General features: G+C 72.2%; 22 protein-coding genes and 1 tRNA gene. 3 read left to right on the top strand and 20 right to left on the bottom strand.

The window, feature by feature from the left end; all coding sequences use genetic code 11:
* Window positions 1-114 precede the first annotated feature (114 nt).
* Both ACIBF8_RS31025 and ACIBF8_RS31020 read right to left on the bottom strand, forming a co-directional pair.
* Window positions 115-993: an RNA polymerase sigma-70 factor gene (locus ACIBF8_RS31025; RefSeq protein WP_396787464.1), complete on the bottom strand. Its 879-nt coding sequence runs from the start codon at window positions 991-993 to the stop codon at window positions 115-117.
* Window positions 990-1,580 (bottom strand): carboxymuconolactone decarboxylase family protein, encoded by a 591-nt coding sequence (locus ACIBF8_RS31020; protein WP_396787463.1) that lies wholly within the window; start codon window positions 1,578-1,580, stop codon window positions 990-992. Before ACIBF8_RS31020 ends, ACIBF8_RS31025 begins: the two co-directional genes overlap by 4 nt.
* A 545-nt stretch (window positions 1,581-2,125) precedes the next feature.
* Between ACIBF8_RS31020 and ACIBF8_RS31015 the strand changes: the two genes are divergently transcribed.
* The gene (locus tag ACIBF8_RS31015; protein ID WP_396787462.1) at window positions 2,126-2,665 is read left to right on the top strand and encodes a GNAT family N-acetyltransferase; all 540 of its coding nucleotides are present in this window, start codon (window positions 2,126-2,128) and stop codon (window positions 2,663-2,665) included.
* Between the two features lie 163 nt (window positions 2,666-2,828).
* Here ACIBF8_RS31015 and ACIBF8_RS31010 read toward each other — a convergent pair whose 3' ends face one another.
* A complete protein-coding gene (locus ACIBF8_RS31010; RefSeq protein ID WP_396787461.1) occupies window positions 2,829-3,596 on the bottom strand; it encodes an SDR family oxidoreductase in 768 nt (255 codons plus the stop codon).
* 74 nt (window positions 3,597-3,670) lie between these two features.
* On the opposite strand from ACIBF8_RS31010, the gene ACIBF8_RS31005 reads away from it, so the two are divergent.
* Window positions 3,671-4,297, top strand: a complete 627-nt coding sequence (locus tag ACIBF8_RS31005; RefSeq protein ID WP_396787460.1) for a TetR/AcrR family transcriptional regulator — start codon at window positions 3,671-3,673, stop codon at window positions 4,295-4,297.
* Between the two features lie 25 nt (window positions 4,298-4,322).
* On the opposite strand, the gene ACIBF8_RS31000 is transcribed toward ACIBF8_RS31005, so the two are convergent.
* The 11 genes from ACIBF8_RS31000 to ald all read right to left on the bottom strand — a co-directional run bounded on the left by ACIBF8_RS31000 (window position 4,323) and on the right by ald (window position 14,316).
* Window positions 4,323-4,499, bottom strand: a complete 177-nt coding sequence (locus tag ACIBF8_RS31000) for a hypothetical protein (protein ID WP_396787459.1) — start codon at window positions 4,497-4,499, stop codon at window positions 4,323-4,325.
* Window positions 4,500-4,660: 161 nt separating this feature from the next.
* A complete protein-coding gene (locus ACIBF8_RS30995; protein ID WP_396787458.1) occupies window positions 4,661-5,617 on the bottom strand; it encodes a tyrosine-type recombinase/integrase in 957 nt (318 codons plus the stop codon).
* 116 nt (window positions 5,618-5,733) lie between these two features.
* Window positions 5,734-5,807: transfer RNA gene (locus tag ACIBF8_RS30990), tRNA-Pro, on the bottom strand.
* 212 nt (window positions 5,808-6,019) lie between these two features.
* On the bottom strand, window positions 6,020-7,420 hold the full coding sequence (gene der, locus ACIBF8_RS30985) for a ribosome biogenesis GTPase Der (RefSeq protein WP_396787457.1): 1,401 nt from the start codon (window positions 7,418-7,420) through the stop codon (window positions 6,020-6,022).
* Between the two features lie 76 nt (window positions 7,421-7,496).
* Window positions 7,497-8,177, bottom strand: a complete 681-nt coding sequence (gene cmk, locus ACIBF8_RS30980) for a (d)CMP kinase (RefSeq protein WP_396787456.1) — start codon at window positions 8,175-8,177, stop codon at window positions 7,497-7,499.
* A 195-nt stretch (window positions 8,178-8,372) separates the two neighbouring features.
* On the bottom strand, window positions 8,373-9,143 hold the full coding sequence (locus ACIBF8_RS30975) for a pseudouridine synthase (RefSeq protein ID WP_396787455.1): 771 nt from the start codon (window positions 9,141-9,143) through the stop codon (window positions 8,373-8,375).
* Window positions 9,130-10,011, bottom strand: a complete 882-nt coding sequence (scpB, locus tag ACIBF8_RS30970; protein ID WP_396787454.1) for an SMC-Scp complex subunit ScpB — start codon at window positions 10,009-10,011, stop codon at window positions 9,130-9,132. The genes ACIBF8_RS30975 and scpB overlap by 14 nt, the downstream gene beginning before the upstream one ends.
* Window positions 10,004-11,053, bottom strand: coding sequence for a segregation and condensation protein A (locus ACIBF8_RS30965; protein WP_396787453.1), 1,050 nt, complete (start codon window positions 11,051-11,053; stop codon window positions 10,004-10,006). Before ACIBF8_RS30965 ends, scpB begins: the two co-directional genes overlap by 8 nt.
* 41 nt (window positions 11,054-11,094) lie before the next feature.
* On the bottom strand, window positions 11,095-12,018 hold the full coding sequence (locus ACIBF8_RS30960; protein WP_030334877.1) for a ParA family protein: 924 nt from the start codon (window positions 12,016-12,018) through the stop codon (window positions 11,095-11,097).
* Window positions 12,019-12,196: 178 nt separating this feature from the next.
* The gene (locus ACIBF8_RS30955) at window positions 12,197-13,162 is read right to left on the bottom strand and encodes a site-specific tyrosine recombinase XerD (protein WP_396787452.1); all 966 of its coding nucleotides are present in this window, start codon (window positions 13,160-13,162) and stop codon (window positions 12,197-12,199) included.
* A 38-nt stretch (window positions 13,163-13,200) separates the two neighbouring features.
* Complete coding sequence (ald, locus tag ACIBF8_RS30950; protein ID WP_396787451.1) at window positions 13,201-14,316, bottom strand: alanine dehydrogenase; 1,116 nt, start codon at window positions 14,314-14,316, stop codon at window positions 13,201-13,203.
* A gap of 293 nt (window positions 14,317-14,609) precedes the next feature.
* Here ald and ACIBF8_RS30945 point away from each other — a divergent pair, with 293 nt between their 5' ends.
* The gene (locus ACIBF8_RS30945; protein ID WP_396787450.1) at window positions 14,610-14,885 is read left to right on the top strand and encodes a TM2 domain-containing protein; all 276 of its coding nucleotides are present in this window, start codon (window positions 14,610-14,612) and stop codon (window positions 14,883-14,885) included.
* A gap of 84 nt (window positions 14,886-14,969) precedes the next feature.
* Here the strand turns inward: ACIBF8_RS30945 and ACIBF8_RS30940 are convergent, their stop codons facing one another.
* The 6 genes from ACIBF8_RS30940 to ACIBF8_RS30915 form a co-directional block, all read right to left on the bottom strand.
* Window positions 14,970-15,575 carry an NUDIX domain-containing protein gene (locus tag ACIBF8_RS30940; protein WP_396787449.1) on the bottom strand — a complete coding sequence of 202 codons (606 nt, stop codon included), beginning with the start codon at window positions 15,573-15,575 and terminating at the stop codon, window positions 14,970-14,972.
* Window positions 15,576-15,642: 67 nt separating this feature from the next.
* Window positions 15,643-17,394: a CTP synthase gene (locus ACIBF8_RS30935; protein WP_396787448.1), complete on the bottom strand. Its 1,752-nt coding sequence runs from the start codon at window positions 17,392-17,394 to the stop codon at window positions 15,643-15,645.
* 163 nt (window positions 17,395-17,557) lie between these two features.
* The gene (locus ACIBF8_RS30930) at window positions 17,558-19,957 is read right to left on the bottom strand and encodes a hypothetical protein (RefSeq protein WP_396787447.1); all 2,400 of its coding nucleotides are present in this window, start codon (window positions 19,955-19,957) and stop codon (window positions 17,558-17,560) included.
* Window positions 19,957-21,135 (bottom strand): glycosyltransferase family 4 protein, encoded by a 1,179-nt coding sequence (locus ACIBF8_RS30925; protein WP_396787446.1) that lies wholly within the window; start codon window positions 21,133-21,135, stop codon window positions 19,957-19,959. The genes ACIBF8_RS30930 and ACIBF8_RS30925 overlap by 1 nt, the downstream gene beginning before the upstream one ends.
* Window positions 21,132-22,817, bottom strand: a complete 1,686-nt coding sequence (gene murJ / locus ACIBF8_RS30920) for a murein biosynthesis integral membrane protein MurJ (RefSeq protein WP_396787445.1) — start codon at window positions 22,815-22,817, stop codon at window positions 21,132-21,134. The genes ACIBF8_RS30925 and murJ overlap by 4 nt, the downstream gene beginning before the upstream one ends.
* A gap of 1 nt (window position 22,818) precedes the next feature.
* On the bottom strand, window positions 22,819-23,685 hold the full coding sequence (locus tag ACIBF8_RS30915; RefSeq protein WP_396787444.1) for a hypothetical protein: 867 nt from the start codon (window positions 23,683-23,685) through the stop codon (window positions 22,819-22,821).
* Window positions 23,686-23,693 lie beyond the last annotated feature (8 nt).

The raw sequence follows: 23,693 nt of genomic DNA, 5'->3' as shown, positions 1-23,693 counted from the left end.
CCGGCTCTTCGGAGAAGTCACTTCCCGGACCCGCCGAGACCCAGGATAGAACTCTCCTCCCAGCGGTGTCTTGACACAGAGGGGAGCCAGATGCGAGCATGCGTAAGCCTGTACTCACCGTCGAAGCTCGGCCACCTCGACCGGCCGCTCGAGCTTGTGCGGGTTGCGGATCGCGTAGATCTGGGTGATCCGGCCGTCCTCGATGACGAACGACACGGCCGTGTCGTTCTCGCCGCCGGGGTCGATGCGCGCCGCGATGCCGCCGTTGAGGTCGACGATGGAAGCCCTGGCGCCGGGCGCGACCTCGGCGAAGCGGGCCATCACGGGGGCGAGCTTCGCGGCCCCGCGGACCGGCTTCGGGATTGTCGGGGCCAGGCCGCCGCCGTCGCCCACGACGAGCACGTCGGGAGCCAGCACCGCGAGCAGTCCGGGCACGTCGCCGGTGGTCAGCGCGGCGAGGAACCGCTCGACCACCTGCTCCTGCTCGGTCCGGCTCACCGACATCCGCGGCCGGCGCGCCGCCACGTGCTTGCGGGCCCGCGTCGCGATCTGGCGCACCGCCGCCGGCGACTTGTCCAGCGCCTCGGCGATCTCGTCGTACGGCACGTCGAAGACCTCGCGGAGCACGAAGACCGCGCGCTCCGTCGGTAGCAGCGTCTCGAGTACCGCCAGCATGGCGATCGACACGCTCTCCGCGAGCTCGATGTCCTCGGCGACGTCCGGGCTGGTCAGCAGGGGCTCGGGCAGCCACTCGCCCACGTACTCCTCGCGCTGTCGCGCGAGCGTGCGCAGCCGGTTGAGGCAGAGCCGGGTCACGATCCGCACGAGGTACGCCCGGGGGTCCCGGACCTCGCAGCGCTCGCCCTCGACCAAGGCTGCCCACCGCAGCCAGGTCTCCTGCACCACGTCCTCGGCGTCGGCGACCGAGCCGAGCATCTCGTAGGCGACGGTGAACAGCAGGCTGCGGTGGGCGACGAAGGGATCCTCGCTCATGACGCGGACGCTACTCCCGGTCGCTCGGCCAGCGGCTTCAACCCGCACGCGGCGGCGAACCCGTCGGACTCAATGCCGAGCGCCACGTTGCCACGCGTGCTCATGTTCGCGAATGCGATCACCGAGGTGAGCTCGACCACGGCGGGAGATCCCAGCTCGGCGTGCAGCCGGTCCACCAGCTCATCGGTCACGGTCGGCGGTGTCTGGCTCATCGCCTCGGCGTACTCCAGAACGTCCCGCTCCAGCGCAGTGAAGACGTCCGCCTCCCGCCACCGCGGGATCTCGCGCGCCTTCTCCACGTCGAGCCCCTTGTTGCGGGTCTCGAAGTAGTTGAAGTCCAGGCACCACGTGCAGCCGACCAGAGACGCGACCGCCATGTGGGCGAACGACTTCAGGTTCTCGTCGCAGGCGTCCCACTTCTGCAGCTTGCCGCCGAGGCCGAAGCTGGCGAACAGCACCTTGGGGTTGTGCCAGTAGACGCCCACCGCCGTCGGAACCTTACCCAGTTTCTTCTCGATCATCCGCTTGATCAGCGCTCCCTTGACGCCGGTGATCTCGGCCGGGGGGATGCGGGTCGTGTGCTCCATGTCTCCTCCTGTTTCGGTGGCTGTGCCGACCGGGTGGTAGGTCGTCACGCCATGGAGACACCGGCCGGGCCGCGGATGTGACATCGAGCGGGAGAAACGACTGTCTGTTCGTCGTAGACGGCGTCGGTTTACTCCATCGTGGTCCAGGTGTCCTCGGGGATCGAGGAGGTCGCGGTCTTGACCTTGGCGTCTAAGCGCACGGTGACCGAGTCGTCCGCGCCCGACTTGAGTGCCACGGCCGGGGCGCGGCGGGATGACCTTCCGCACGGGCGAGCGGAAGCGGCAGATCTGGACGTCTTCGGTGACCCTGCCTTGATGGCCGGTTGGCGGCGCGGTCCGCGTCGTGTTGTCGTGGTGCCCCGGTACGGCGGCCGGCTCGACCTTGGTGACCTCCCACGCATTGGTCGGGTCGGCCGTACGCGACCTTGGCGTTCGGCATCAACACACACGTCCGTCGTCATCACGGCGGAGTCTGGCACGCTGCGCGGTCCGCGTGCCGGTTTAATCCCGTCGTGGATCTCCATACCGGCTGTTAGCGTCGCGGCATGTTCGCCACTGACCGGGTCCGGCTGCGCCCGCCCACGCCCGACGACGCGCCGAACCTGTTCCGCCTGCACGGCGACCCCGAGTTGCACCTGATCACCGACGACGAGCCGTTCCTGCCGCGTCACGTCGGCCAAGTCCGGGCCCGGCTGGAGAAACAGGTCACCGAGCCACCCGACGGCCAGACCATGGTGTCGCTGCTGGCCGAGACCGCGGCCGACGGCACTTTCCTCGGTGGCGGCGTGCTGTGGGGGATCAACGCGTTCAACCGATACGCCCACCTCGGCATCACGCTGCTCCCCGAGGCGCGCGGCCAGGGGTACGGAACCGAAGTGATCCGGCTGCTCTGCCGGTACGGCTTCCGCAACCGCAACCTACGCCGCCTGGAGCTGGAGACGCTGGCCAGCAACACGGCCATGCGGCGGACCGCGGAGACGTGCGGCTTCACGCACGAAGGCACCCAGCGGGAACGCGAGTACGACGGCGACGGCTTCACCGACATAGTGATCTACGGCCTGCTCCGGCGCGACTGGACCCCGTAGCCGGCCGGCGCGGCGGCGTCCCATCGTGGCCGGCAGATCAGGCGTTCGGGGCACGTCCGGGCGTGCTGTCCACCCCGGAGCGATTCCCATCTTCCTCGGGGCCCTGGCGACACCGCATAAAGTCTCCACGGTCCCGCGATCGGAATCTCCGCAGAAGGAGGTGTCACAGGCGTGCGCCGCCGGTAGCGTCGATGTGCTGGCCGGTGACCCAGCGGGCCTCATCGGAAGCGAGAAAGGCCACTACGTCGGCGATGTCGGCGGGTTGGCCGATGCGGTTGAACGCGGAAAACGAGCCCCAGAAGGCGAGTTGTTCGGGGTTGTCCCGCAGCCAGACGGCGTTGCTGTCGACGTCGACGATGCCGGGGACCACCGAGTTGACCGTGATGCCGCGTTCGCCGAGTTGCTTGGCGAGGGTGAAGGTGAGGGTGTTGATGGCGCCCTTGGTCAGCGAGTAGGTGATCATCCCGGGCGCGGCGATGCGGGTGGTGCCGGAGGAGATGTTGATGACCCTGCCGTTGTCCCGCAGCCGGTTCAGGGCCTGCTGGAGGATGAAGAACGGCGCCTTCACGTTCACCGCGAAGATCTTGTCGAACTCGGCCTCGGTGGTGCCGGCCAGGTCGTTGGAGTTCGCGATGCCGGCGTTGTTGACGAGAATGTCGACGCCCGTTTCGGCGCCAAATTCGGTGAGGCCGGCGCTGTAGGCGGACCACAGCGTCTCTGCGTCGCCGGGTACGCCCAGTTCGGCGCGAACCGCGAACGCACGGCCACCGGCTTCGGCGATGGCGGTGACCGTGTCGTTCGCGGCTGCCTTGTTGGTGCCGTAGTGGATAGCGACGAGGGCGCCGTCTGCCGCGAGTCGGGTGGCGATTGCCCGGCCGATGCCTCGGCTGCCGCCCGTGACCAGAGCGGTCTTGCTGTTGAGCACTGCCATGCTGCCGCCCCTTTCTGTAGTAATCGCTACGTATATCGCGCAGGTTAGGCTAGCGAGCGCTATAGAATGTGTCAATGACCGATGATCGCCCCTACCGACGTGGCCGGCCTCGATCCTTCGACCGGGACCAGGCGCTGTTGACGGCCATGCACGAGTTCTGGCAACGCGGCTTCGAGCCGGTGTCGGTGGCCGAACTCACCGCGGCCATGGGCATCACGCCACCCAGCCTCTACGCGGCGTTCGGCGACAAGAAGACCCTGTTCCGCGAGGTGGTCGAGCGCTATCAGCAGACCCACGGCACGTTCTTCGCGACAGCACTCGCGGCGGAGGAGTCCGTGCGCAACGGTGTCGCCCGCGCGCTGCGCGCCGCCGCCGTGGAATACACCCGGCCCGAGCATCCACCCGGTTGCCTCATCATCAACGCGGCCGTCAACTGCACCGCAGCGTCGGCTGACATCACCGAACTGCTGCGAGCCCAGCGAGCCGCCAACATCACCGCCCTGCGCGAGCGGATCGAGGCCGATGTCACCGACGGCCGACTACCGGCCGGCACCGACGCCAGCCGTCTGGCCGTCCTCGTCGGCGTCATCCTGCAGGGCATGTCCCAGCACGCGCGCGACGGCGCCGACACGAACGAGCTTCTCGCCGTCGCCGAAGCCACTATGCTCGCCTGGCCCCAAACATCGACACGCGACCGTTGACGGCCGCCGCTTGACCGCCACCTCGTCAATACTCGATCGTCGGCCCTGACGACCGCTCCCCCAGAGCCGCGAGCGTCATCGACATGCTCACACGCTCCGCATGATCCGATATCCGCTCATCGGCAGATCCGGAAGCGAGCGGCTCGTGGCGGGGCCGGTCACGGCCGTCGTCCGCGGAGTTCATCCCATCCAGCATGGTCACCCGTCACAAGATCAGCGACAGAGCCACAAGTCGTACCGGAATCTGCACCGAAGGCCAGGACGCCGAGCCCAGCCCGACTCGACTCAGGCCCGCCCATCGACGACGAGAGCAACGCGGTCGGCCAAGCCGGCCCTCGGCCCGGCCGACCGTGTTGCCGGCGTCTACACCCCTTCCCCGATGCCCAGTTGCACCTGGATCTCCTGTGCCCGTTCGGCCGCCGCGCTGGCGCCGTAGTGCCGGGGCATGTCCTCGGAGGTCCAGCCCAACAGCAGCATCAGGTCGCCCGTGTTCCCACCGGCGCGCTTCCACTCGTGGGCGAAGTTGTGCCGCCAGCGGTGGGCGTGCACATTCGCCACGCCCGCGGCGAGGCCCAACCGCTTCAGACGAATCTTGATGCCGTTGGCCGCCAACCTCCGGCCACCGCGGTCGGCGAGCCACAGATCCGGCAGCTCCGAACCCTTGTGCTTGCCCCGCGCCCGTAGGTACCGGCTGATGGCCCGGGCCGTCTTCGGCCCAAATCGCACCCGACGGTCCTTGGCACCCTTGCCGCGGTAGTGCACCGACTCCGTGTTGAGGTCGACATCATCGAGCAGCAGGTTGCCAACCTCCGACAGCCGCGCTCCGGTGTTGTAGTACAGGCGAATGATGGCCTCGTCGCGCAGGTGCGGAAAGGTCTTGCCCTTGCAGGCGTCGAGGAGCTTCTTCGTGTCCTCGTCCCGGATGATCGGGATCAGCTTCTGTGGCGTCTTGGGCTGTCGGACCCGGTCCATTGGAGAGCGGTCGATGTCCTCCTCCACCAGCAGCCACTTGAAGAACTGCTGCAGACCCTTGTGCTTGTTCAGCGCGGTCGAAGGAGACCGGGTCTCGATCATCCACGCCTGAAACGCCTCCGCATGCGCCCGGGTCACTTCGGTGGGGTCTTCCGCGGCGTCGGCGGCATCGGGGTCGGGCGAGTGCTCGGCCAGGTAGCGGGCCAGCTGCGCGGCGGCGAGCAGGTAGTTGTACCGGGTCGTCTCCGGGTAGTTGCCCGCCCGCAGCGTCCGGTCCCAGTCGCGCAGGTATCCCGCCCAGGTCGAGGACAGGTCGGTGGTGAGCTTGGTGAGGTCCAGAAGAGCCATGTCGGTCAACCGTCGAGTCAAGGGGTCGATAAGCGGCGTGCTCGACCTCGACGAACCACCGTGAACACGAAAAAGAGGGCTTCCACAGGCTCTGACCTGTGGAAACCCTCTCGCTGTCGGGACGGCCGGATTCGAACCGACGACCCCTTGACCCCCAGTCAAGTGCGCTACCAAGCTGCGCCACGTCCCGCCCCCGCGTGGTTTCCCCCGCGGCAGCCGGTACAGCTTAGCGCAGCAGCTCCGGGTCGTCCGCACAGGCCCCACCGGCGTCGCGACGTGACCGAACCACCGCCCAGCGACCCACCGCACAACCTCTAGAGCGTCCTAGGAGGGTGGGGGTGGATGGGAAAATGCCGGATGGGCAGGCGCACCCATCCGGCATTTCAGAGAAACTGGATCGCGTCAGCCGTGCGCCTTGCCTCGGCCGCCGGGGCCGAGCTTCTTGCGCGGGCGGACCGAGATCTCGATGGGGCTGCCCTCGTACCCGAATTCCTCGCGCAGCTTGCGCTCGACGAAGCGCTGGTAGCCGGCGTCCAGCGGGCCGGTGGTGAAGAGCACGAACCGTGGCGGTGCCACACCGGCCTGCGTCGCGAACAGGATCCGCGGCGCCCGCCCACCACGCACCGGGTGCGGGGTGGCCTGCACCAGCGCGGTCAGCCACTGGTTGAGGTGCGCGGTCGGCACCCGGGTTTCCCAGCTGGCCAACGCCTTGTTCAGGGCGGGGGCCAGCTTGTCCACGGCACGGCCGGTCATCGCCGACAGGTTCAGCCGGATCGCCCAGGGGATGCGGCGCAACTCCCGGTCGATCTCCTTGTCCAGGTAGTACCGACGGTCGGCGTCGACCAGGTCCCACTTGTTGAACGCGATGACCAGCGCCCGGCCCGACTCGGTGACCATCGACAGGATCCGCTGGTCCTGCTCGCTGATCGGTTCGCTGGAGTCCAGCAGCACCACGGCCACCTCGGCGGCCTCGATCGCGCCGGCGGTCCGCAGGCTGGCGTAGTACTCGGTGCCGCTGGCCTTGCCGACCCGCTTGCGCAGCCCGGCCGTGTCGACCAGCTGCCAGGTCTGCCCGCCGATCTCGACCAGGCTGTCCACCGGGTCCACAGTGGTGCCCGCCACCGAGTCGACGACCGCCCGCTCCTCACCGGAGAACCGGTTGAGCAGGCTGGACTTGCCGACGTTCGGCCGCCCGACCAGCGCCACCCGGCGCGGTCCGCGCGGACGGTTCTCCACGATCGCCGGGGCCTCCGGCAGCGCGGCGAGGATGGCGTCCAGCAGGTCGCCGGACCCGCGCCCGTGCAGCGCGGACACCGGGAACGGCTCACCGAGGCCGAGCGACCACAGCGAGGTGGCCTCCATCTCGATGGAGTTGTTGTCGGCCTTGTTCGCCACCAGGATCACCGGCTTGGCGCTACGCCGCAGCATCTTCACCGCGGCCTCGTCCACGTCGGTGGAACCCACCATGGCGTCGACCACGAAGAGCACCACGTCGGCGGTGACGACCGCCGTCTCGGCCTGCGCCGCGATGGCCGCGGCCCGGTCCTTCGCGTCCGGCTCCCAGCCGCCGGTGTCCACCACGGTGAACGCCCGGCCGTTCCACTGCGCGTCGTACGGCACCCGGTCGCGGGTCACGCCGGGAACGTCCTCGACGACCGCCTGCCGGCGGCCGATGATCCGGTTGACCAGCGTCGACTTGCCCACGTTGGGGCGGCCGACCACGGCCACCACCGGCTGCGGGCCGGCCTGCTCCTCAACGGCGACGTCGGGCTCCCGCAGCTCGACCCATCCATCGCTACTCATGCCGCTCCTCCGCTTCGCTCCGGACCGTCATGAGGCACAACCGCACTGAGCCCAATGACTCGCTCGCTACGCTCGCTCATGCCACGCCCCGCTCGGTGAGCAGGTCGCGCATCCGCGCCACGACCTCGTCGATGCCCAGCTCGGTGGTGTCCAGCACCACCGCGTCGGGCGCCTGGGCCAGCGGGTTGACCTTGCGGGTCGAGTCGAGACGGTCCCGCCGGGCCAGGTCGGCGGCCGTGGCCGCCACGTCGGCGGCGTCCTCGGCGCTGCGCCGGGCCGCGCGGGCCGCCTCGGAGGCGGTCAGGAAGACCTTCAGGTCCGCGTCCGGGGCCACGACGGAGCCGATGTCCCGGCCCTCGACCACCATTCGACCGGCGTTGGCGATCATCTCGCGTTGCCGGGTGACGAGCAGCTCGCGAACGGCCGGCACGGCGGCGACGGCGGAGACCGCGCCGGTCACCTCGGCGCCACGGATCTCCGCGTCCACGCCCACACCGTCGACGGTCACGCCGTACCCCTGCGGGTCGGTGCCGATGCGCAGGTCGACCTCGCCGGCGACCTTCGCCACCGACGCGGCGTCGGTGAGGTCCACGCCGGAGCGCAGCACGGCCCACGTGACCGCCCGGTACATCGCCCCGGTGTCCAGGTAGCGGGCCCCGATGCCGGCGGCGAGCCGCCGTGACACGGTGGACTTCCCCGAACCGGACGGCCCGTCCACAGCGACCACACATCGCCCGAACCGTACGTTTTCCTCCACCGTGTCCTCCTCAGCCCGTACCTCACGGATCGCCCGGTGAGCTGGCGCCGCAAGCGGTTGTCAATCGTCATCAATCATGCCCGGGTCCGCCTGCGGACCCGCGCGCGACGCCGCCGGAGGCGACCCACGCCACCCGGGCGGCCGCGTCTCGGCCGTCGGTGGAGCCTACCGGCTGCCGTACCCCGAACTCGGGGGTCAGTCACCCACCGCGTGGAACAGGGCGGCGACCTCCGCGTTGGTCAGGCGCCGCAGACGCCCGGTGCGCAGGTCACCCAACCGGATCGGACCGATGGCGGTACGCACCAGCCGGGTGACCGGGTGCCCGACCTCGTCCATCAGCCGCCGGACGATGTGCTTGCGCCCTTCGTGCAGGCTCAGCTCCACCTGGGCGCTTTTGCCCAGGGTGCCGACCACCTTGAACGAGTCGACCTTGACCGGCCCGTCCTCCAGCTCCACGCCCGCGAGGAGCCGCTTGCTCAGGTTGCGCGGGATCGGCCCGACCACCTCGGCCAGGTAGGTCTTGAGCACCTCGTAGGAGGGGTGCATGAGTTTGTGCGCGAGGTTGCCGTCGTTGGTGAGCAGCAGCAGGCCCTCGCTGTCCGCGTCGAGCCGCCCGACGTGGTAGACCCGCTGGTCCAGCCGTCTGCCGATGAAGTCGGCCAGCTCGGTGCGTCCCTTCTCGTCCGCCATGGTGGTGACCACACCGCGCGGCTTGTTCATCGCCACGTAGACCAGGCGGACGTCGACCTGGAGGCGCTCGCCGTCCACGTGGATCACGGCCTTGGCCGGGTCGACCTTGTCGCCGAGCTTGGCGACCCGCCCGTCCACGGTGACCCGGCGGCGGAAGATCAGGTCCTCGCAGGCGCGCCGAGAGCCCACGCCGGCGGCGGCGAGCACCTTCTGCAGGCGCTCTGCCCCCTCGTAGACGGGGGCGTCGGGTTTGGGGGCACGGTTATCGGGTCGCATCAGCAAGCTCTTCTACGTCGTCGGGCAGGAAGGGTGCGAGGGGCGGCAGCTCGTCGACGGTGTTCAGCCCGAGCTTCTCCAGGAACAGTGTGGTGGTCCGGTAGAGGAACGCCCCGCTGTCCTGTTCGGTGCCGCACTCCTCGGCGAGGCCGCGAGTGACCAGCGTACGGATGACGCCGTCGCAGTTCACACCCCGGATGGCTGAGATTCGCGAACGGGTCACCGGCTGCTTGTAGGCGACCACGGCGAGCGTCTCCAGCGCCGCCTGGGTCAATCGTACGGATTGCCCGTCCAGCACGAACCGCTCGACGTACGTAGCGTATTCCGGCCGGGTGTACAGCCGCCACCCACCGGCTGCCCGGCGCAGCTCGAACCCGTGCCCGGCCGCGGTGTAACCGGCGGCGATCTCGTCGAGCATCGGCCCGACCCGCTCGGCGGGCTGCTCCAGCACCTGGGCCAGCACCAGCTCGCTGACCGGCTCGTCGACGACGAGCAGGATGGCCTCCAACGCGCCGCGCAGCTCGGTGTCGGACATCTCCGGCGCGGGCTCCGGCGCGACCGTCGCCCGCCGCCGCCCCGCCGACTGCCGCCGGGGTACGTCCCCCGCGCCGCCCGACTCCCCCGCGCCAGCCTCGCCCGCGCCGGCCTCGCCTGTGACCTTGGAAGGTTCCGGCCCCTGGAGGGGCACTTTCCGTCCAAGATCCTCCTGATCCGGCTGTGGGGCCGGGGTCGGCTCGTCTGGCGGTGGGGTCGACTCGTCTGGCGGGACCTTGGTGTTGTCGGGGGTGGGGGTCGAGGGGCGGTCCCACGGGGGGACCCAGGCGGCCGCCTGGTCGGCCAGCGAGTCCCGGCGTTCCTCGTCACTCATCCCGCTCACCCTCCGTCGTTCCCGTCCCGTCCGACCCGCCGGCCTCCCCCACCGCGGCCGGCCCGGCGCCCGCCGGCTCCGGCGCAGCCCCCGCCGGCTGCGGCTCAGTCCCTGCCGACACAGCCTCAGGGCCCGCCGGCTCAACCCGCCCCGGCTCAGCTCCCGCCGGCGCCGGGTCGTCGGCCGGGGTGCCGGCGTACTCGTCGACGTGCAGCTCGGTGTCGCCGTCGGCCGGGCCGGTCCAGCGCACGGTCAGCTCCTCCAGGGCCTGCTCCTGCACGAAGGACACCAGGCCCTCCCGGTACAGCTCCAGCAGCGCGAGGAACCGCGCCACCACCTCCAGGGTGGCCTCGCAGTCGGCGCAGAGCAGCGAGAAGGTGGCCGTGCCGGCCCGGCGCAGTCGGGCGGTGAGGATCGCCGCGTGTTCGCGGACACTGACCCGGACCATGTGCACGTGGGCGATGGAGACCTCCGGCACCGGCTTCGGGGTCATCGCCTTCACGGCCAGCTTCAGCAGCCGCTGGGGGCCGATGCCGAGCACCAGGTCGGGCAGCGCCTCGGCATAGCGGGGCTCCAGGCTGACCGCGCGCGGATAGCGCCGGCCGCCGACGGCCTCCAGCTCGGCGATGTGCGCCGCCGCCTCCTTGTACGCCTTGTACTGCAACAGCCGGGCGAACAGCAGGTCCCGGGCCTCCAGCAGAGCCAGATCGGCCTCGTCCTCGACCTCGGCGGCGGGCAGCAACCGGGCCGCCTTCAGGTCGAGCAGGGTCGCGGCGATGAGCAGGAACTCGCTGGCCTCGTCCAGGTCCCAGTCGTCGCCCATCGCCCTGATGTAGGCGATGAACTCGTCGGTGACCGTGTGCAGGGCCACCTCGGTGACGTCGAGTTTGTGCTTCCCGATCAGTTGCAGCAGCAGGTCGAACGGGCCGGTGAAGTTGGCCAGCCGAACCGTGAACCCAGTGGCAGCCGGGTCAGCGGGCTGCGCACCGTCGACCACGGCCGCAGCGGCGGTCTCGGGCGGGTCGAGGGGTGGCGCGGTCACCGGACGACCGTAGTCCACGAGGTGGGCACGGGGCGTTCCGGCTACCGCTCCGACTGGGCGGCGATCACCTCGCGGGCCAGCTGACGGTAGTTGCGTGCCCCGGAGGACGCCGGGTCCATCGTCGTGATGGGGGCACCGGCCACGGTGGACTCGGGGAACTTCACCGTCTTGGTGATGACGGTCTGGTAGACCTTGTCACCAAACGCCTCCACCACCCGCTGGAGCACCTGCCGGCAGTGCGTGGTGCGGCTGTCGTACATGGTGGCGAGGATGCCTTCGAGCTCCAGGTCGAAGTTGAGTCGCTCGCGCACCTTGTCGATGGTGTCCAGCAGCAGTGCCACCCCGCGCAGGCTGAAGAACTCGCACTCCAGCGGAATGAGCACACCGTGCGCGACGGTCAGCGCGTTGATCGCCAGCAGGCCGAGCGACGGCTGGCAGTCGATCAGGATGTAGTCGTATTCCTTGCGGACCGTGCGCAGGACCCGGGCCAGGGCCATCTCCCGGGCGACCTCGTTGACGAGCTGGATCTCGGCGGCGGAGAGGTCGATGTTGGCGGGCAGCAGGTGCAGGCCCGCCACGTCGGTCTTGATCAGCACGTCCTCGGCGGTCACGTCGTCCTGCATGAGCAGGTTGTAGACGGACAGGTCGAGGTTGTGCGGGTTGACGCCCAACCCCACCGAGAGGGCGCCCTGCGGGTCGAAGTCGACCAGCAGCACCTTGCGGCCGTACTCGGCGAGCGCGGCGCCCAGGTTGATGGTGGTGGTGGTCTTGCCTACGCCACCCTTCTGGTTGGCCATCGCGATGATGCGCGCGGGCCCGTGCCGGTCGGTGGGCATCGGCTCGGGAATGGGCTTGCGCATCGTGTAGGCAGCCGGGTCCGCCGGACCCAGGTCCGCGCCGAGCGTGGCCTGCTGCTCGCGGAGCTCCGACGTCCAGGTCTCGGCACGGTCACCGTTGCCAGCCATGTGCTCGTTGCCCCCTCCCGACGACCCACCCGGCGTCGGAGCCGTCCGACGTCCTTCGCGGCGCCGCTGCGCACCCCGGTCGTGTCGCTCCAGGAGGTCCGCGCCGATGCCGACTGTACGCCACCGACCAGCAGGGGGTTCGGCACCGGCCCGGCGTGTCGGAGCCGACCGCGAAGGTTCAGCCCTGGGCGCGTGGGTGCGCGGTCGCGTACACCTCGCGCAACCGCTCGACGGTGACCAGTGTGTAGACCTGGGTGGTGGTCACCGACGCGTGGCCGAGCAGCTCCTGGACCACCCGGACGTCGGCGCCGCCGTCGAGCAGGTGGGTGGCGTACGAGTGGCGCAGGGTGTGCGGGGACACGGCGGCGGGCCCGTCGACGGGCAGCCCGGCCCGGTCGGCGGCGCGGCGCAGGATGCCCCAGGCGCCCTGGCGGGACAGCGCGCCGCCGCGGGCGTTGAGGAACACCGCCGGGGTGCCCCGCCCGGCGGCGGCCAGCCCGGGGCGGGCCCGGACCAGATAGGCGCGCAGCGCGTCGACGGCGTACCCGCCGATCGGCACCAGCCGCACCCGCCCACCCTTGCCGCGCAGCAGCACCGTGCCCTCGTCGGTGTCGAGGTCGTCCACCGCGGCGCCGACCGCCTCGGAGATCCGCGCGCCGGTGCCGTACAGGAACTCCAGCAGCGCCCGGTCGCGCAGCGCGAGGGGCGCCTCGTCGCCGGTCGCGGTGATCGGGCCGGCGGTCTCCAGCAGCCGGACCACGTCGTCGACCGGCAGCGCCCGGGGCAGCCGCCGCGGCGGTGTGGGTGGTCGGACGTCGCGGCTCGGGTCGGCGCCGGCCAGGCCCTCGCGCAGCGCGAAGCGGTGCAGGCCGCGGACCGCGCTGGCGGCGCGGGCGGCGGAGGAGACGGCCAGCGGCGGGTGTTCGTCGTCGCCCGCGCGCAGCCGCGCCAGGTGCGACTCGACCAGGCCGGCGCCGACCGACGCGAGGTCAGCGACGCCGGCGTCGACCAGGGTCGCGAGGTAACGCTCCAGGTCCCGACGGTACGAGGCGAGCGTGTTCGCGCTCAGGCCACGCTCGACGGTCAGGTGGTCGAGGTAGCCGCGCACGGCACGGCGCAGCGCCGGCGTGGGCGGTGTGCCCACGCCGGCGGGGTCCGTGCCGCTGGTCAGCCCGCGACCGTTCAGGCCAGCGCGTCGGCCAGCGGGAGCACGTCCATGCCGTGCGCCTCGGCGACCGGGCCGTAGGTGACCTGACCGGCGTGCGTGTTGAGGCCCAACGCCAGCGCCGGGTCGTTGCGCAGCGCCGCACGCCAGCCCTGGTTGGCCAGCTCCAGGGCGTACGGCAGGGTGACGTTGGTCAGCGCGTAGGTGCTGGTGTTCGGCACCGCGCCGGGCATGTTCGCCACGCAGTAGAAGATCGACTCGTGCACCTTGTAGACCGGGTCGGCGTGCGTGGTGGGGCGCGAGTCCTCGAAGCAGCCGCCCTGGTCGATAGCGATGTCGACGAGCACACTGCCCGGCTTCATCCGGGACACCAGCTCGTTGGAGATCAGCGTCGGGGCCTTCGCACCGGGCACCAGCACCGCGCCGATGACCAGGTCGGCGTCGAGGACGGCCCGCTCGACCTCGTACGCGTTGGACGCGACGGTCTGCAGGTGGCCCCGGTAGATCGCGTCGGCCTGCCGCAGCCGGGCGACGTTCTTGTCCAGCAGCAGCACCTCGGACTGCAGACCCAGCCCGATCGCGGCGGCGTTCATGCCGGAGACACCGGCGCCGATGACCACGGTCTTGGCCGCGTACACGCCGGAGACACCGCCGGGCAGCACACCGCGCCCACCGCCGGTCCGCATCATGTAGAAGGCGCCCACCTGCGGGGCGAGCCGGCCGGCCACCTCGGACATCGGGGCGAGCAGCGGCAGCGACCGGTCGGGCAGCTCCACGGTCTCGTACGCGATGCCGGTGACCCGGCGGTCGATCAACGCGTCGGTGCACTCCTTGGAGGCGGCCAGGTGCAGGTAGGTGAAGAGCACCTGCCCCTCGCGCATCCGGTGGTACTCCTCGGCGATCGGCTCCTTCACCTTGAGCACCAGCTCGGCGGTCTCCCACACCTCGTCGGCGGTGGCGAGGATCTTCGCGCCGGCGGCGGCGAACTCCTCGTCGGTGATGCTGGAGCCAACCCCGGCGCCGGACTCGACGAAGACCTGGTGGCCACTGCGGGTGAACTCGTTGACGCCCGCGGGCGTGATCGCCACGCGGTACTCGTGGTTCTTGACCTCGCGTGGGATTCCGACCTTCACGATGCAGACACCTCTCTTCGGGGCTGCTCTCCCCCGACTGCTCGGTGCCACGACGGCCCCTTTGCCACCGCGGTACACCGGTCCCGCGGCGGCAGTCTAGGCGCGTCCGGGTGCGCCGTGAGCCAGCACAGTGGCATCCGCTGCGCGGGTGTCCTGACGATCTGTCAGGGCGTCCGCCCGGAATCGGCGGTGGATGATCGCCTCAGCCGTCAGGACAGTGTTAGGCCATTATCGTCCCATCTGCCGGGTGCCGGTGCGGACAGCCGGTCAGTGGATCACTAATGTGTCCGCCCATGACCACTCCTCCTTACCAGCCCGGTTACCCCCAGCCGGGGTACCCCCAGGGCGTCTCCGACAAGAGCAAGGTCGTCGCGGGCGTCCTCGGCATCCTGCTCGGCAGCTTCGGCGCCGGTCGGTTCTACACGGGCCACACCAAGATGGCGGTGGCCCAGCTACTCGTGAGCCTTTTCACCTGTTTCATCGGCGGTATTTGGGGCGTCATCGACGGCATCCTCATCCTGGTCAACGGCGGCACGGACGCGCAGGGCCGTCCGCTGCGCGACTCCTAGACCAGACAGCGACCGGGGCCCCGCGGTTGACCGCGGGGCCCCGTTGGCGCGTACTCCCCTCACCGGCTGGACCGGGGGCGGCGCTCAGCGCGGCAGCGGCGCGTCCGCCCGGCGCAGCTGCGTGAAGCCGGTGTCCCGGGCGCGGGCCGTGGCCAGCAGCCCGGCCACCGCGGACGCGTTGGTGATCTCACCGGCCAGGACCATGGCAACGGCCTCGTCCAGGTCGATCCGGACGACCTGGAGGTCGGCCTCCTCGTCGTGGCGCTCGTGCCGCTCGTCGGCCGGCACCTCGGCGAGATCGCGGGCCAGGAACACCCGGACGATCTCGTTGGTGAACCCGGGCGAGCTGTGCAGATCGACCAGCACGTCGACCTGCCCGGCGGTGAGGTCGGCCTCCTCGGCCAGCTCCCGCAACGCCGCCGCCGGCAGCTTCTCGCCGGAGACGTCCATCAGGCCCGCCGGCAGCTCCCACAGGTGCCGCCCGACCGGGTGCCGGTACTGCCGGATCAGCACCACCTGGCCGGCGTCGTCGAGCGCCACCACGGCCACCGCCCCGACGTGCCGGACCAGGTCCCGCAGCCCCGTCCCACCGCCCGGCATGGTCACCTCCTCGGTGACCACGTCGAAGATCCGCCCCTGGTACCGCTCCTCGCGGGAACGCACCTCGTAGCGGTGCTCCAGGTTGCTCACGCCGTCGCCTCGCCGCTCTCGACGACGACGCGAGACGCCACGCTGCCGAGCCCGCTGGTTCGCTCGCTCACGAGGCGGACGCCGCCTTCGTGGCGGCGCCGTTGCGGGCCGCCTTGCGCGTCGTCGGGGCCTCCGCCGCCGCGTCCAGGTCGACCGGCAGCTGGTCGGCCTGCGAGTACGCCACCGCGGCCTTGACGAACGAAGCGAACAGCGGGTGCGGGCGGGTCGGGCGGCTCTTCAGCTCGGGGTGCGCCTGGGTGGCCACGAAGAACGGGTGCAGGCTGCGGTCCAGCTCGATGAACTCGACCAACCGGCCGTCCGGCGAGGTGCCGGAGATGTGCAGGCCCGCCTTGGTCAGCGCGTCCCGGTAGGCGTTGTTCACCTCGTACCGGTGCCGGTGCCGCTCGCTGATCTCGGTGCTGCCGTACGCCTCGGCGACGATCGAGCCCTCGGTCAGCGTCGCCGGGTACGCGCCCAGCCGCATGGTGCCGCCCAGGTCGCCCCGGCCGGCCACGATGTCCTCCTGGTCGGCCATGGTGGCGATGACCGGGTGGGCGGCCTGCTCGTCGAACTCCAACGAGTTGGCCCCGTCGAGGCCGGCCAGGTGCCGGGCCACGTCGATGGTCATGCACTGCAGGCCGAGGCAGAGGCCCAGCAGCGGGATGCCCGTCTCGCGGGCGTACCGGGCGGTGCCGATCTTGCCTTCGATGCCGCGCACGCCGAAGCCGCCGGGGATGAGGATGCCGTCCACACCGGCCAACGCCGCCGCCGCGCCGGCCGGGGTGACGCACTCGTCGCTGGGCACCCAGCGCAGCTGCACCCGGGCCCGGTGGCCGAAGCCGGCCGCCCGGATCGCCTCACTCACCGACAGGTACGCGTCGGGCAGGTCGACGTACTTGCCGACCACGGCGACGGTGACCGTGTGCCGGGGCCGGTGCACCCGCTCCAGCAGGTCGTCCCAGCTGGCCCAGTCCACGTCCCGGAAGGACAGGCCGAGCCGGCGCACCACGTACGCGTCGAGCCCCTCCCGGTGCAGCACCTTCGGGATGTCGTAGATGCTCGGGGCGTCCGGGGCGGCGACGACCGCCTCGGCGTCCACGTCGCAGTAGAGCGACAGCTTCTCCTTGAGCTTCACCGGGATCTCCCGGTCGCAGCGCAACACGATCGCGTCCGGCTGGATGCCGATGTTGCGCAGCTGCGCCACCGAGTGCTGGGTCGGCTTGGTCTTCAGCTCACCCGACGGCGCCAGGTACGGCACCAACGAGACGTGCAGGTAGAAGCAGTTGTCGCGGCCCAGGTCGTGGCGGACCTGGCGGATCGCCTCCAGGAACGGCAGCGACTCGATGTCGCCGACCGTGCCACCGACCTCGGTGATCACCACGTCGGGGAGTTGGCCGTCCTCGTCCGGGTCGGCCATCGCCAGGATCCGCGACTTGATCTCGTTGGTGATGTGCGGGATGACCTGGACGGTGTCGCCCAGGTATTCCCCCCGACGCTCCTTGGCGATCACGTCGGAGTAGATCTGACCGGTGGTGACGTTCGCCTTGCCGGACAGCGCCCGATCGAGGAACCGCTCGTAGTGCCCGACGTCGAGGTCGGTTTCGGCGCCGTCCTCGGTGACGAAGACCTCACCGTGCTGGAACGGGTTCATCGTCCCCGGGTCGACGTTCAGGTAGGGGTCGAGCTTCTGCATCACCACGCGCAACCCGCGCGCGGTCAGCAGGTTGCCGAGGCTGGAGGCGGTGAGGCCCTTACCCAGCGAGGAGGCGACGCCCCCGGTGACGAAAATGTGCCTGGTCGTCCGTGCTGATGGGGCCAAGGCCTGCTCCCGTGTCGTCTGTCGCGGTCATGCAGACCGCCGTGCTTGATCAGCAGAGTGATCACGCGATCCACGGGATTCGACGGTAACACCTCCCGGGCGGGTACCCGCAGGCCGCACCCCGGCTGCGACACCTCCGGGCCATCCGGACGAGGCCCTTCGCTCAGGATGCGGCAACCTCCGTCGATGACCGGTCGGGCTGCCGGGGCGGTGTGGGAGCGGGGTTCGACCCGCTCGCGGTCGGCTCGGCCGGGTCGTCGGCGTCCGCGCCGCGGTCGCCGGGAGCGTCCGAGGCGGGTCGCGTGACCTTCGTCGGCGCGCTCGCGGGCGGACCGCTGATCGGACGCGGATGCACGGCGCCCAGTGGCCCACCGCCACCGGTCGGACCGTCACCCCCGCCGCCCGGGCCGACCCCGCTGGACCCCGAGTCGTCGTCGGCGCCGTTGGCGCGGGAGCGGCCCGGCACCGGGCGGGTCCGGTCCGCGGCGTGCCCGAGCACCCGCAGCGACGCCAGGGCCGCCAGCGGCACCACCAGAGCGGCGGCAGCGCCCATCAGGTCCAGTGCCGCCCCGTCGAGCACCCCACCGAGCACCGCGGCGACCACGGTGCCGGCCAGCGCGGCCCGGACCGCCGGGTAGATGCCGAACAGCCGCATCAGCCCACCCCACGGCTGCAACAGGGCGAACCACACCAGCAACCCGCCGGCCAGCGCCAGCACGGTCAACGGGCTGTTGACCAACGTCTCGAAGTTCTCCGTGCTGGACCGGTGCACGGTGAACCCGCCGGTGCCGTCACCGAGCGCGGAGAGGAACCGGCCCAGGCTGCCCCGCTCCCCCGCAGGACGCCGCAGGTCCACCACGGCGAACCCGATGCCGACCGCCAGCGCGGCCATGGTCGCCCAGGCCAACCGGCTGATCGTCAACCAGCCGCCGGCGCTGATCACGGCGGCGACGCTCACCCCGGCGGTGAGCGCGATCGCGCCGACCGGGTCGGCGCCCAGGTACGGGCTGCCGACCACCACCACGGCGAGGCCACCCACCGCCACCATCACCGCCGGTCGCCAGCCCCGGTGCACCCGTTGGGCGATCCAGCCGCCACTGAGCAACGCGCCGGCCAGGAACACTCCCAGCCCCACCGTGCTCAGCCCGGCGTACCGGCCACCCTGCAACGCGGAGTAGCCGACCACGCCGTTGAGTTGGAGGCGGGCCCCGGTGAGCACGTCCAGCCCGATCACCAGCGTGGTGAGGCCGGCCACCGCGCCGACCGGCCCGAGGGTGCCCGCGTACCCCGGTGCGAACCGCACCGCCGCGGTGCCGGCGGCCACCAGCAGCGCGGTCACCCCGGCGAAGATCCAGCCGGGGTGCTCGCCACGCCACCAGGGCACCGCGTCGGCCAGCAGCGCCGCCGGCACCGTCAACGCCGCCGCCACCAGCAGCAGCTCCACCACCGCCACGATCCGCCCGGAGACCGGCGTCGGGCCGGCCGGGCCGGCGTGCGGACGGGCCCGGCGCAGCAGCGGCAGGATCGCGAGCGCCAGCAGCACCTGCACCCCGGCGAGCACGGCGAAGAACACGCCGGAGACGGTGCGCTGGGCGGCCGCCTCCCGGTCGGCGTTCGCCGGGGCGTTGATGGCCTCGGCCAGGTCGGCCGGACGACCGCCGGTGCTGATCGCCGGACGGCCGAGGAAGAGCCGCTCCGGCATCGGTCGACCCAGCGCGGCGAGCGCGGTCGGCGCGAGGTCGACCAGTTGCAGGTACCCGTCCCGGCCGGTGCTGGCCGAGGTGAGCCACCCCCGCTCCCAGCCCGGCCCGTCGGCGACCGCCACGTGCAGCCGCGACGGCTGGGCGGTGTCGGAGATCCCCGCGACCAGCACCAGCGACCGTGGTGGTCGCGCCGCCAGCACCCGGGCCAGCTCGGCGTCCGCCACGCGGGCCTGCTCGGCGCGGGTCGCCGGGTCGGTCCCCTCGACCGTGCCGAGGTCGACGATGCTGAGCACACACGAGCCGAGCAGCGGCCGCGGATCGGCCGGCAGCCCCGAGGCGTACCGGTCGACCCGGCCGAACGGTCGGGCGGCGGCCACGGCCGCGCCGGGGCCCACGGCGACGGAGCAGCGCACCGACTCCGACAACGATCCGGGCAGGGCGCCCCAGGGCAACCGTTGCTGGTTGTACTGGACCACGCTCTCCTGGTCGGGCAGGTTCGCGCCGATGCCGTCCGGTTGTTCCACGGCCACCGCCGCCGCCGGGCACCCCCCGGCCGACCGGCTGCCGTTCCACGCGGCGAAGCTGCCCGCCCCCAGGGTCAACCAGCCGTCCACCGGGCAGGTGGGCCGGTGCGCGGAACGGACCGACAGCGAGCCGATCGACCCGTCCTGGGCCATCCGCCACAGCGTCGGGGTGCTCTGCGGATCCACGTCCTCCCAGCGGAGCCCGGCGACCCCAGCGAGCACCACGAAGTCGGCGGTGCGTTGCGGGGCGCCCTGGGGCGGGCGGGCGGCGAGCGCGGTGACGCCCAACGCCACCACGAGCACGGTCAACAGGGCGGGGGCGATTCGGCGCAGCATCACCGGTGTCCCGTTCTCGGGGCGTCGGAGCCGGGGGCGGCCGCCGGACCGCCGGGATCCCCGACCAGCTCGGCGTAGAGGGCGACCAGCGTGGCGACGGTGTCCGCCTCGGTGGGCCACGTCGCGGCCCGTTCGGCGCCGCGCCGGCCCAACGCGGCCCGGGCCGCCGGGTCGTCCAGCAACGCGCGTACCGCCGCGTCGAGGGCGTCCACGTCACCGGCGGGAACCAGACTGGCGGCGTCGCCGACCAGCTCCGGGAGCCCACCGACCGCGGTGGCCACCAGCGGCACGCCGGCGCGCAGCGCCTCCTGGGCGAACAGCTGCCGTGCCTCCCAGTCGCTGGTCACCACCGCCAGGTCGGCGCCGGCCAGCAGGTCGGCCACGTCGGTACGGTGCCCCAGCAGGGTCACCGGCGCGCGGGCCGCCGACGTCCGCGCGGCCAGCGGCAGGTACGCCGGCCCGCTGCCCGCGATCACCACGACCGGCGGCGGGGTACGCGTACGCCAGCGGGCCGCCGCGTCGATCAGCACGTCGTAGCGCTTCTGCGGGTGCAGCCGACCGACCGACACGATCAGCGGCTGGTCCGGGCGGACACCGAACTCGGCGCGTACCGCCGCCGGGCGTCGACGCGGCGCGGGCAGCGTCGGTGCGGCGACCGGGGCGAGCCGGGCGTCGGCGGCGCCCACCTCGGCGGCCCGTCGCACCAGGTCCGTGGAGGCGCCGAGGGCCACCCGGACGCCCCGGGCCACCACCCGTTCGACGAGCCGGGACACCCCGCCCCGCAGCCCTCCGGCGAGCACCGCGTTGTGCCAGGTGACGATCAGCGGGGCGGCGGGACGGGCCAGCACGGCGACCAACCCGGCTCGCAGGCCGTGGGCGTGCACCACGTCGACGGCGGCGGCGGTGAGCACCCGGCGTAGGGCGAGCACCGCCCGGGCATCGGCCGGAGTCGGGCTGGCCGGGATCTCCACCGGCTCGAAACGCGCACCGACACCGACGAAATCGAACTGCTCCTGGGTCGCCGCCGGCCCACAGACCAGGACGGTGGCGCCGCCCGCGACGAGGCCACGGGCCACCGAGCGGACGTGCTGGCCGACCCCGCCGGTGCTGGACGCGAGCACCAACGCGACGGTGCCCGGCCACCCGGCAGGCAGAGGTGGCTCGTTTCCCGCGCTCACTGGCCCACCGTCTCCTTCCCGTCGCCCCGCTGGGAGCCCGCGCCCGACATCGCCGCGCCACCGGACGGCCCCCGGCGGCCCAGACGCCGCAGCACCCCGGCGAGCAGCGGCTGTACGTCGCGCCGGTCGACGAACCAGACCACCGCGAGGAACACGGCCCCAACCAGAACCCCGGACAGCATGCCCTGACCGAGTGCCGCCGCCGTCGTCGGGGTGCCGTCGTCCAGCGCGTCGAGCCAGCGGGTGAGGCCCAGCCCGGCGAGCGCGGCGAGCACACCGGCGAGGCCGCCGGCCGCCCCGGCCCGAGCCGCGCCCGCGAGGGCGGAACGGCCGGCACTGCGCAGCACCGCGACCAGCAGCCACGCGCCGAGCACCAGCATCCCCACCGAGTTCGCGGACGTCACCGCGAGCACCCGGTCCCGCACCGGCAACAGCGCACCGAGCAGCAGGACGACGGCCGGCACCACCAGGAAACCGACCGCGGTGGCGACCGTCGCCGCCCGGGTCTCACCCCGGGCGTAGAGCGCCCGGGTGAGCACCGCGAAGAGGCCGTAGCCGACCAGGCCGGGGGCGTACCCGATGATCGCGCCCGCGGCGGTCGGCGCCGTCTCGGCCGGGAAGAAGAAATGCCCGACCGGCCCGGCGGTTCCGACCAGCGCGGCCGTACCGAGGCAACTGAACAGCAGCACACCCCGAACGGCCGGCGCCAGCGTCGCCCGGTAGGTGTGCTCGTCACCGGCGGCCCGCGCCGCCGCCAGGGTCGGGTAGGCCGCGATGGCCAGCGGCACCGCCAGCACCGCCCACGGCAACAGGTAGACGGTCTGCGCCAGGTTGTAGACACCCGGGTTACTCCGCGCACCGGCGGTGACCTGGTTCAGGCTGACGATCAGGGCGATCTGCTGCGCGCTGACGGTGACCGCGCCGGCCACCGCCAACCCGCCCACCCGGGCCCGCGCGTCGCTGGGAAACCCGAACCCGGGCCGCAACCCGAGGCGCAGCCGGCGGACCGGAATCAGCAACGACAACGACAGCACCACCACACCGAGGGTGGTGCCGGCGGAGAGCAGCAACTCCCCGCCGGGGCTCACCCCGCCGACCGTGGCGTACCGGCCCTGGGTGGCGGTGAACCCCAGGTAGACGACGATGACGGTGAGACTGGACAGCAACGGGGCGAGCACCGGCCAGGCGAAGCGGCGATGTGCCTGGAGCACCCCGGTGAGCACGATCCCGACCCCGTACAGCGGAAGTTGCGGCGCGAAGACCCGCAGCATCCGCACGCCGCTCTGCTGCTGGGCGGTCGTCAGGTGGTGCCCCAGGGACTCCACCACCGGCCCGGCGAGCAGCGCCACGAGCAACGCGAGCGGCACCAACAGGGCCACCGTCCAGGTCAACAGCGCGCCGGTGGTCCGCGCCACGGCCGTCCGGTCGCCGGCCGCGACCGCCCCGGCCAGCAGCGGTACGACGAGGCTGGCCAACGCGCCACCGGCGACGATCTCGAAGATGAAGTTCGGTACGGCGTTGGCCACCACGTAGGCGCCACCGAGGTCGGTGGGCGCCAGGCTCCAGGTGAACACGGCGGTGCGACCGAAGCCGGCGAGTCGGCTGACCACGGTGAGCACGGCGATGAGCGCGGCTGCCCCGGCCAGCCGGCCGGCGCCAGCGAGGGGTGCCGGTCTGGTCATGTCAGTCGGCGCGTCGGCCCAGTGCGTCCAACTCGCGCAACCCCGGGGTTCGCTGGATCACCGCCGTGAAGCTGACCTTCTCGCTGGCGGCGGTGAGCCCGGCGAGGACGGCGAGCAGACCGGCCCGGCCGAGCGGGCCGGTACGGGCGGCCAGCGCGACGCCGAGCACCGCGCCGAGCGCGTTCGCGCCACTGTCGCCGAGCATCACGTCCTCGGCGAGGTCGTCGCGGAGCAGGCCGGCCGCGGCGCCGGCCGCACCCGCGGCGATCCCGCCCTGCGGGCCGCCGGTCAACGGCGCGGCGAGCAGCAGCCCGGACTTGATCGCCCGGCCGGGTCGCAGATCGAGCAGGTTGAGCAGGTTGGCCGTACCGGCGATCACGCCGGCGCCGAGCAGCACGTCGACACTGCGACCGACCGCGCCGTGGCGCTGCCGGCGCGGATGCGCGGCGACCCGGGGGTCGGCGGCGAGCAGCGCGGCGGCGCCCAGCCCGGCGGCGCCCACCCCGACGACCTTGACCAACCCCGCGGTGATCCGCCCCTCGCGCAGCGCGGCGAGGTGCCCGGCGAAGCCCTTGGCCGTCTTCTGCTCCGGCCGCGCGCCGACCACGTCGTCGTACAGCCCGACGCCGCCCGCGCCGAGACCGGCGACCAGGGCGGCCCCACCGGCGGCACCGCCGGCGGCACCGAACGCGCCGGCGGCGGCCGCGCCGGCGGCGAGCGCCGGCCCGGCGGCCAGGCTCACCGTGCGGCCACGGAAGTTGGTGCGCTCCAACGCGGGCCCGGCCGGCGAGGTACGCGCCTCCCGCAGCGCGTACCGGGCTGCCGCGGCACCCGCACCGGCGATCAGCAGCCGGCCCAGCGTGCTCATGCCGCCAC

This window comes from Micromonospora sp. NPDC050276, from assembly GCF_044459545.1.
Lineage (GTDB): Bacteria > Actinomycetota > Actinomycetes > Mycobacteriales > Micromonosporaceae > Micromonospora.
The sequence above is the reverse complement of the archived record's forward strand: the minus strand, read 5'-3'. Positions and strand labels throughout refer to the sequence as shown.

Excerpts from the sequence above, each read along its gene's own strand:
- ACIBF8_RS31025 (WP_396787464.1), bottom strand. The coding sequence starts at position 993 with ATGAGCGAGGATCCCTTCGTCGCCCACCGCAGCCTGCTGTTCACCGTC.
- ACIBF8_RS31020 (WP_396787463.1), bottom strand. The coding sequence starts at position 1,580 with ATGGAGCACACGACCCGCATCCCCCCGGCCGAGATCACCGGCGTCAAG.
- ACIBF8_RS31015 (WP_396787462.1), top strand. The coding sequence starts at position 2,126 with ATGTTCGCCACTGACCGGGTCCGGCTGCGCCCGCCCACGCCCGACGAC.
- ACIBF8_RS31010 (WP_396787461.1), bottom strand. The coding sequence starts at position 3,596 with ATGGCAGTGCTCAACAGCAAGACCGCTCTGGTCACGGGCGGCAGCCGA.
- ACIBF8_RS31005 (WP_396787460.1), top strand. The coding sequence starts at position 3,671 with ATGACCGATGATCGCCCCTACCGACGTGGCCGGCCTCGATCCTTCGAC.
- ACIBF8_RS30995 (WP_396787458.1), bottom strand. The coding sequence starts at position 5,617 with ATGGCTCTTCTGGACCTCACCAAGCTCACCACCGACCTGTCCTCGACC.
- der (WP_396787457.1), bottom strand. The coding sequence starts at position 7,420 with ATGAGTAGCGATGGATGGGTCGAGCTGCGGGAGCCCGACGTCGCCGTT.
- ACIBF8_RS30975 (WP_396787455.1), bottom strand. The coding sequence starts at position 9,143 with ATGCGACCCGATAACCGTGCCCCCAAACCCGACGCCCCCGTCTACGAG.
- scpB (WP_396787454.1), bottom strand. The coding sequence starts at position 10,011 with ATGAGTGACGAGGAACGCCGGGACTCGCTGGCCGACCAGGCGGCCGCC.
- ACIBF8_RS30960 (WP_030334877.1), bottom strand. The coding sequence starts at position 12,018 with ATGGCTGGCAACGGTGACCGTGCCGAGACCTGGACGTCGGAGCTCCGC.
- ACIBF8_RS30945 (WP_396787450.1), top strand. The coding sequence starts at position 14,610 with ATGACCACTCCTCCTTACCAGCCCGGTTACCCCCAGCCGGGGTACCCC.
- ACIBF8_RS30930 (WP_396787447.1), bottom strand. The coding sequence starts at position 19,957 with ATGCTGCGCCGAATCGCCCCCGCCCTGTTGACCGTGCTCGTGGTGGCG.
- murJ (WP_396787445.1), bottom strand. The coding sequence starts at position 22,817 with ATGACCAGACCGGCACCCCTCGCTGGCGCCGGCCGGCTGGCCGGGGCA.
- ACIBF8_RS30915 (WP_396787444.1), bottom strand. The coding sequence starts at position 23,685 with ATGAGCACGCTGGGCCGGCTGCTGATCGCCGGTGCGGGTGCCGCGGCA.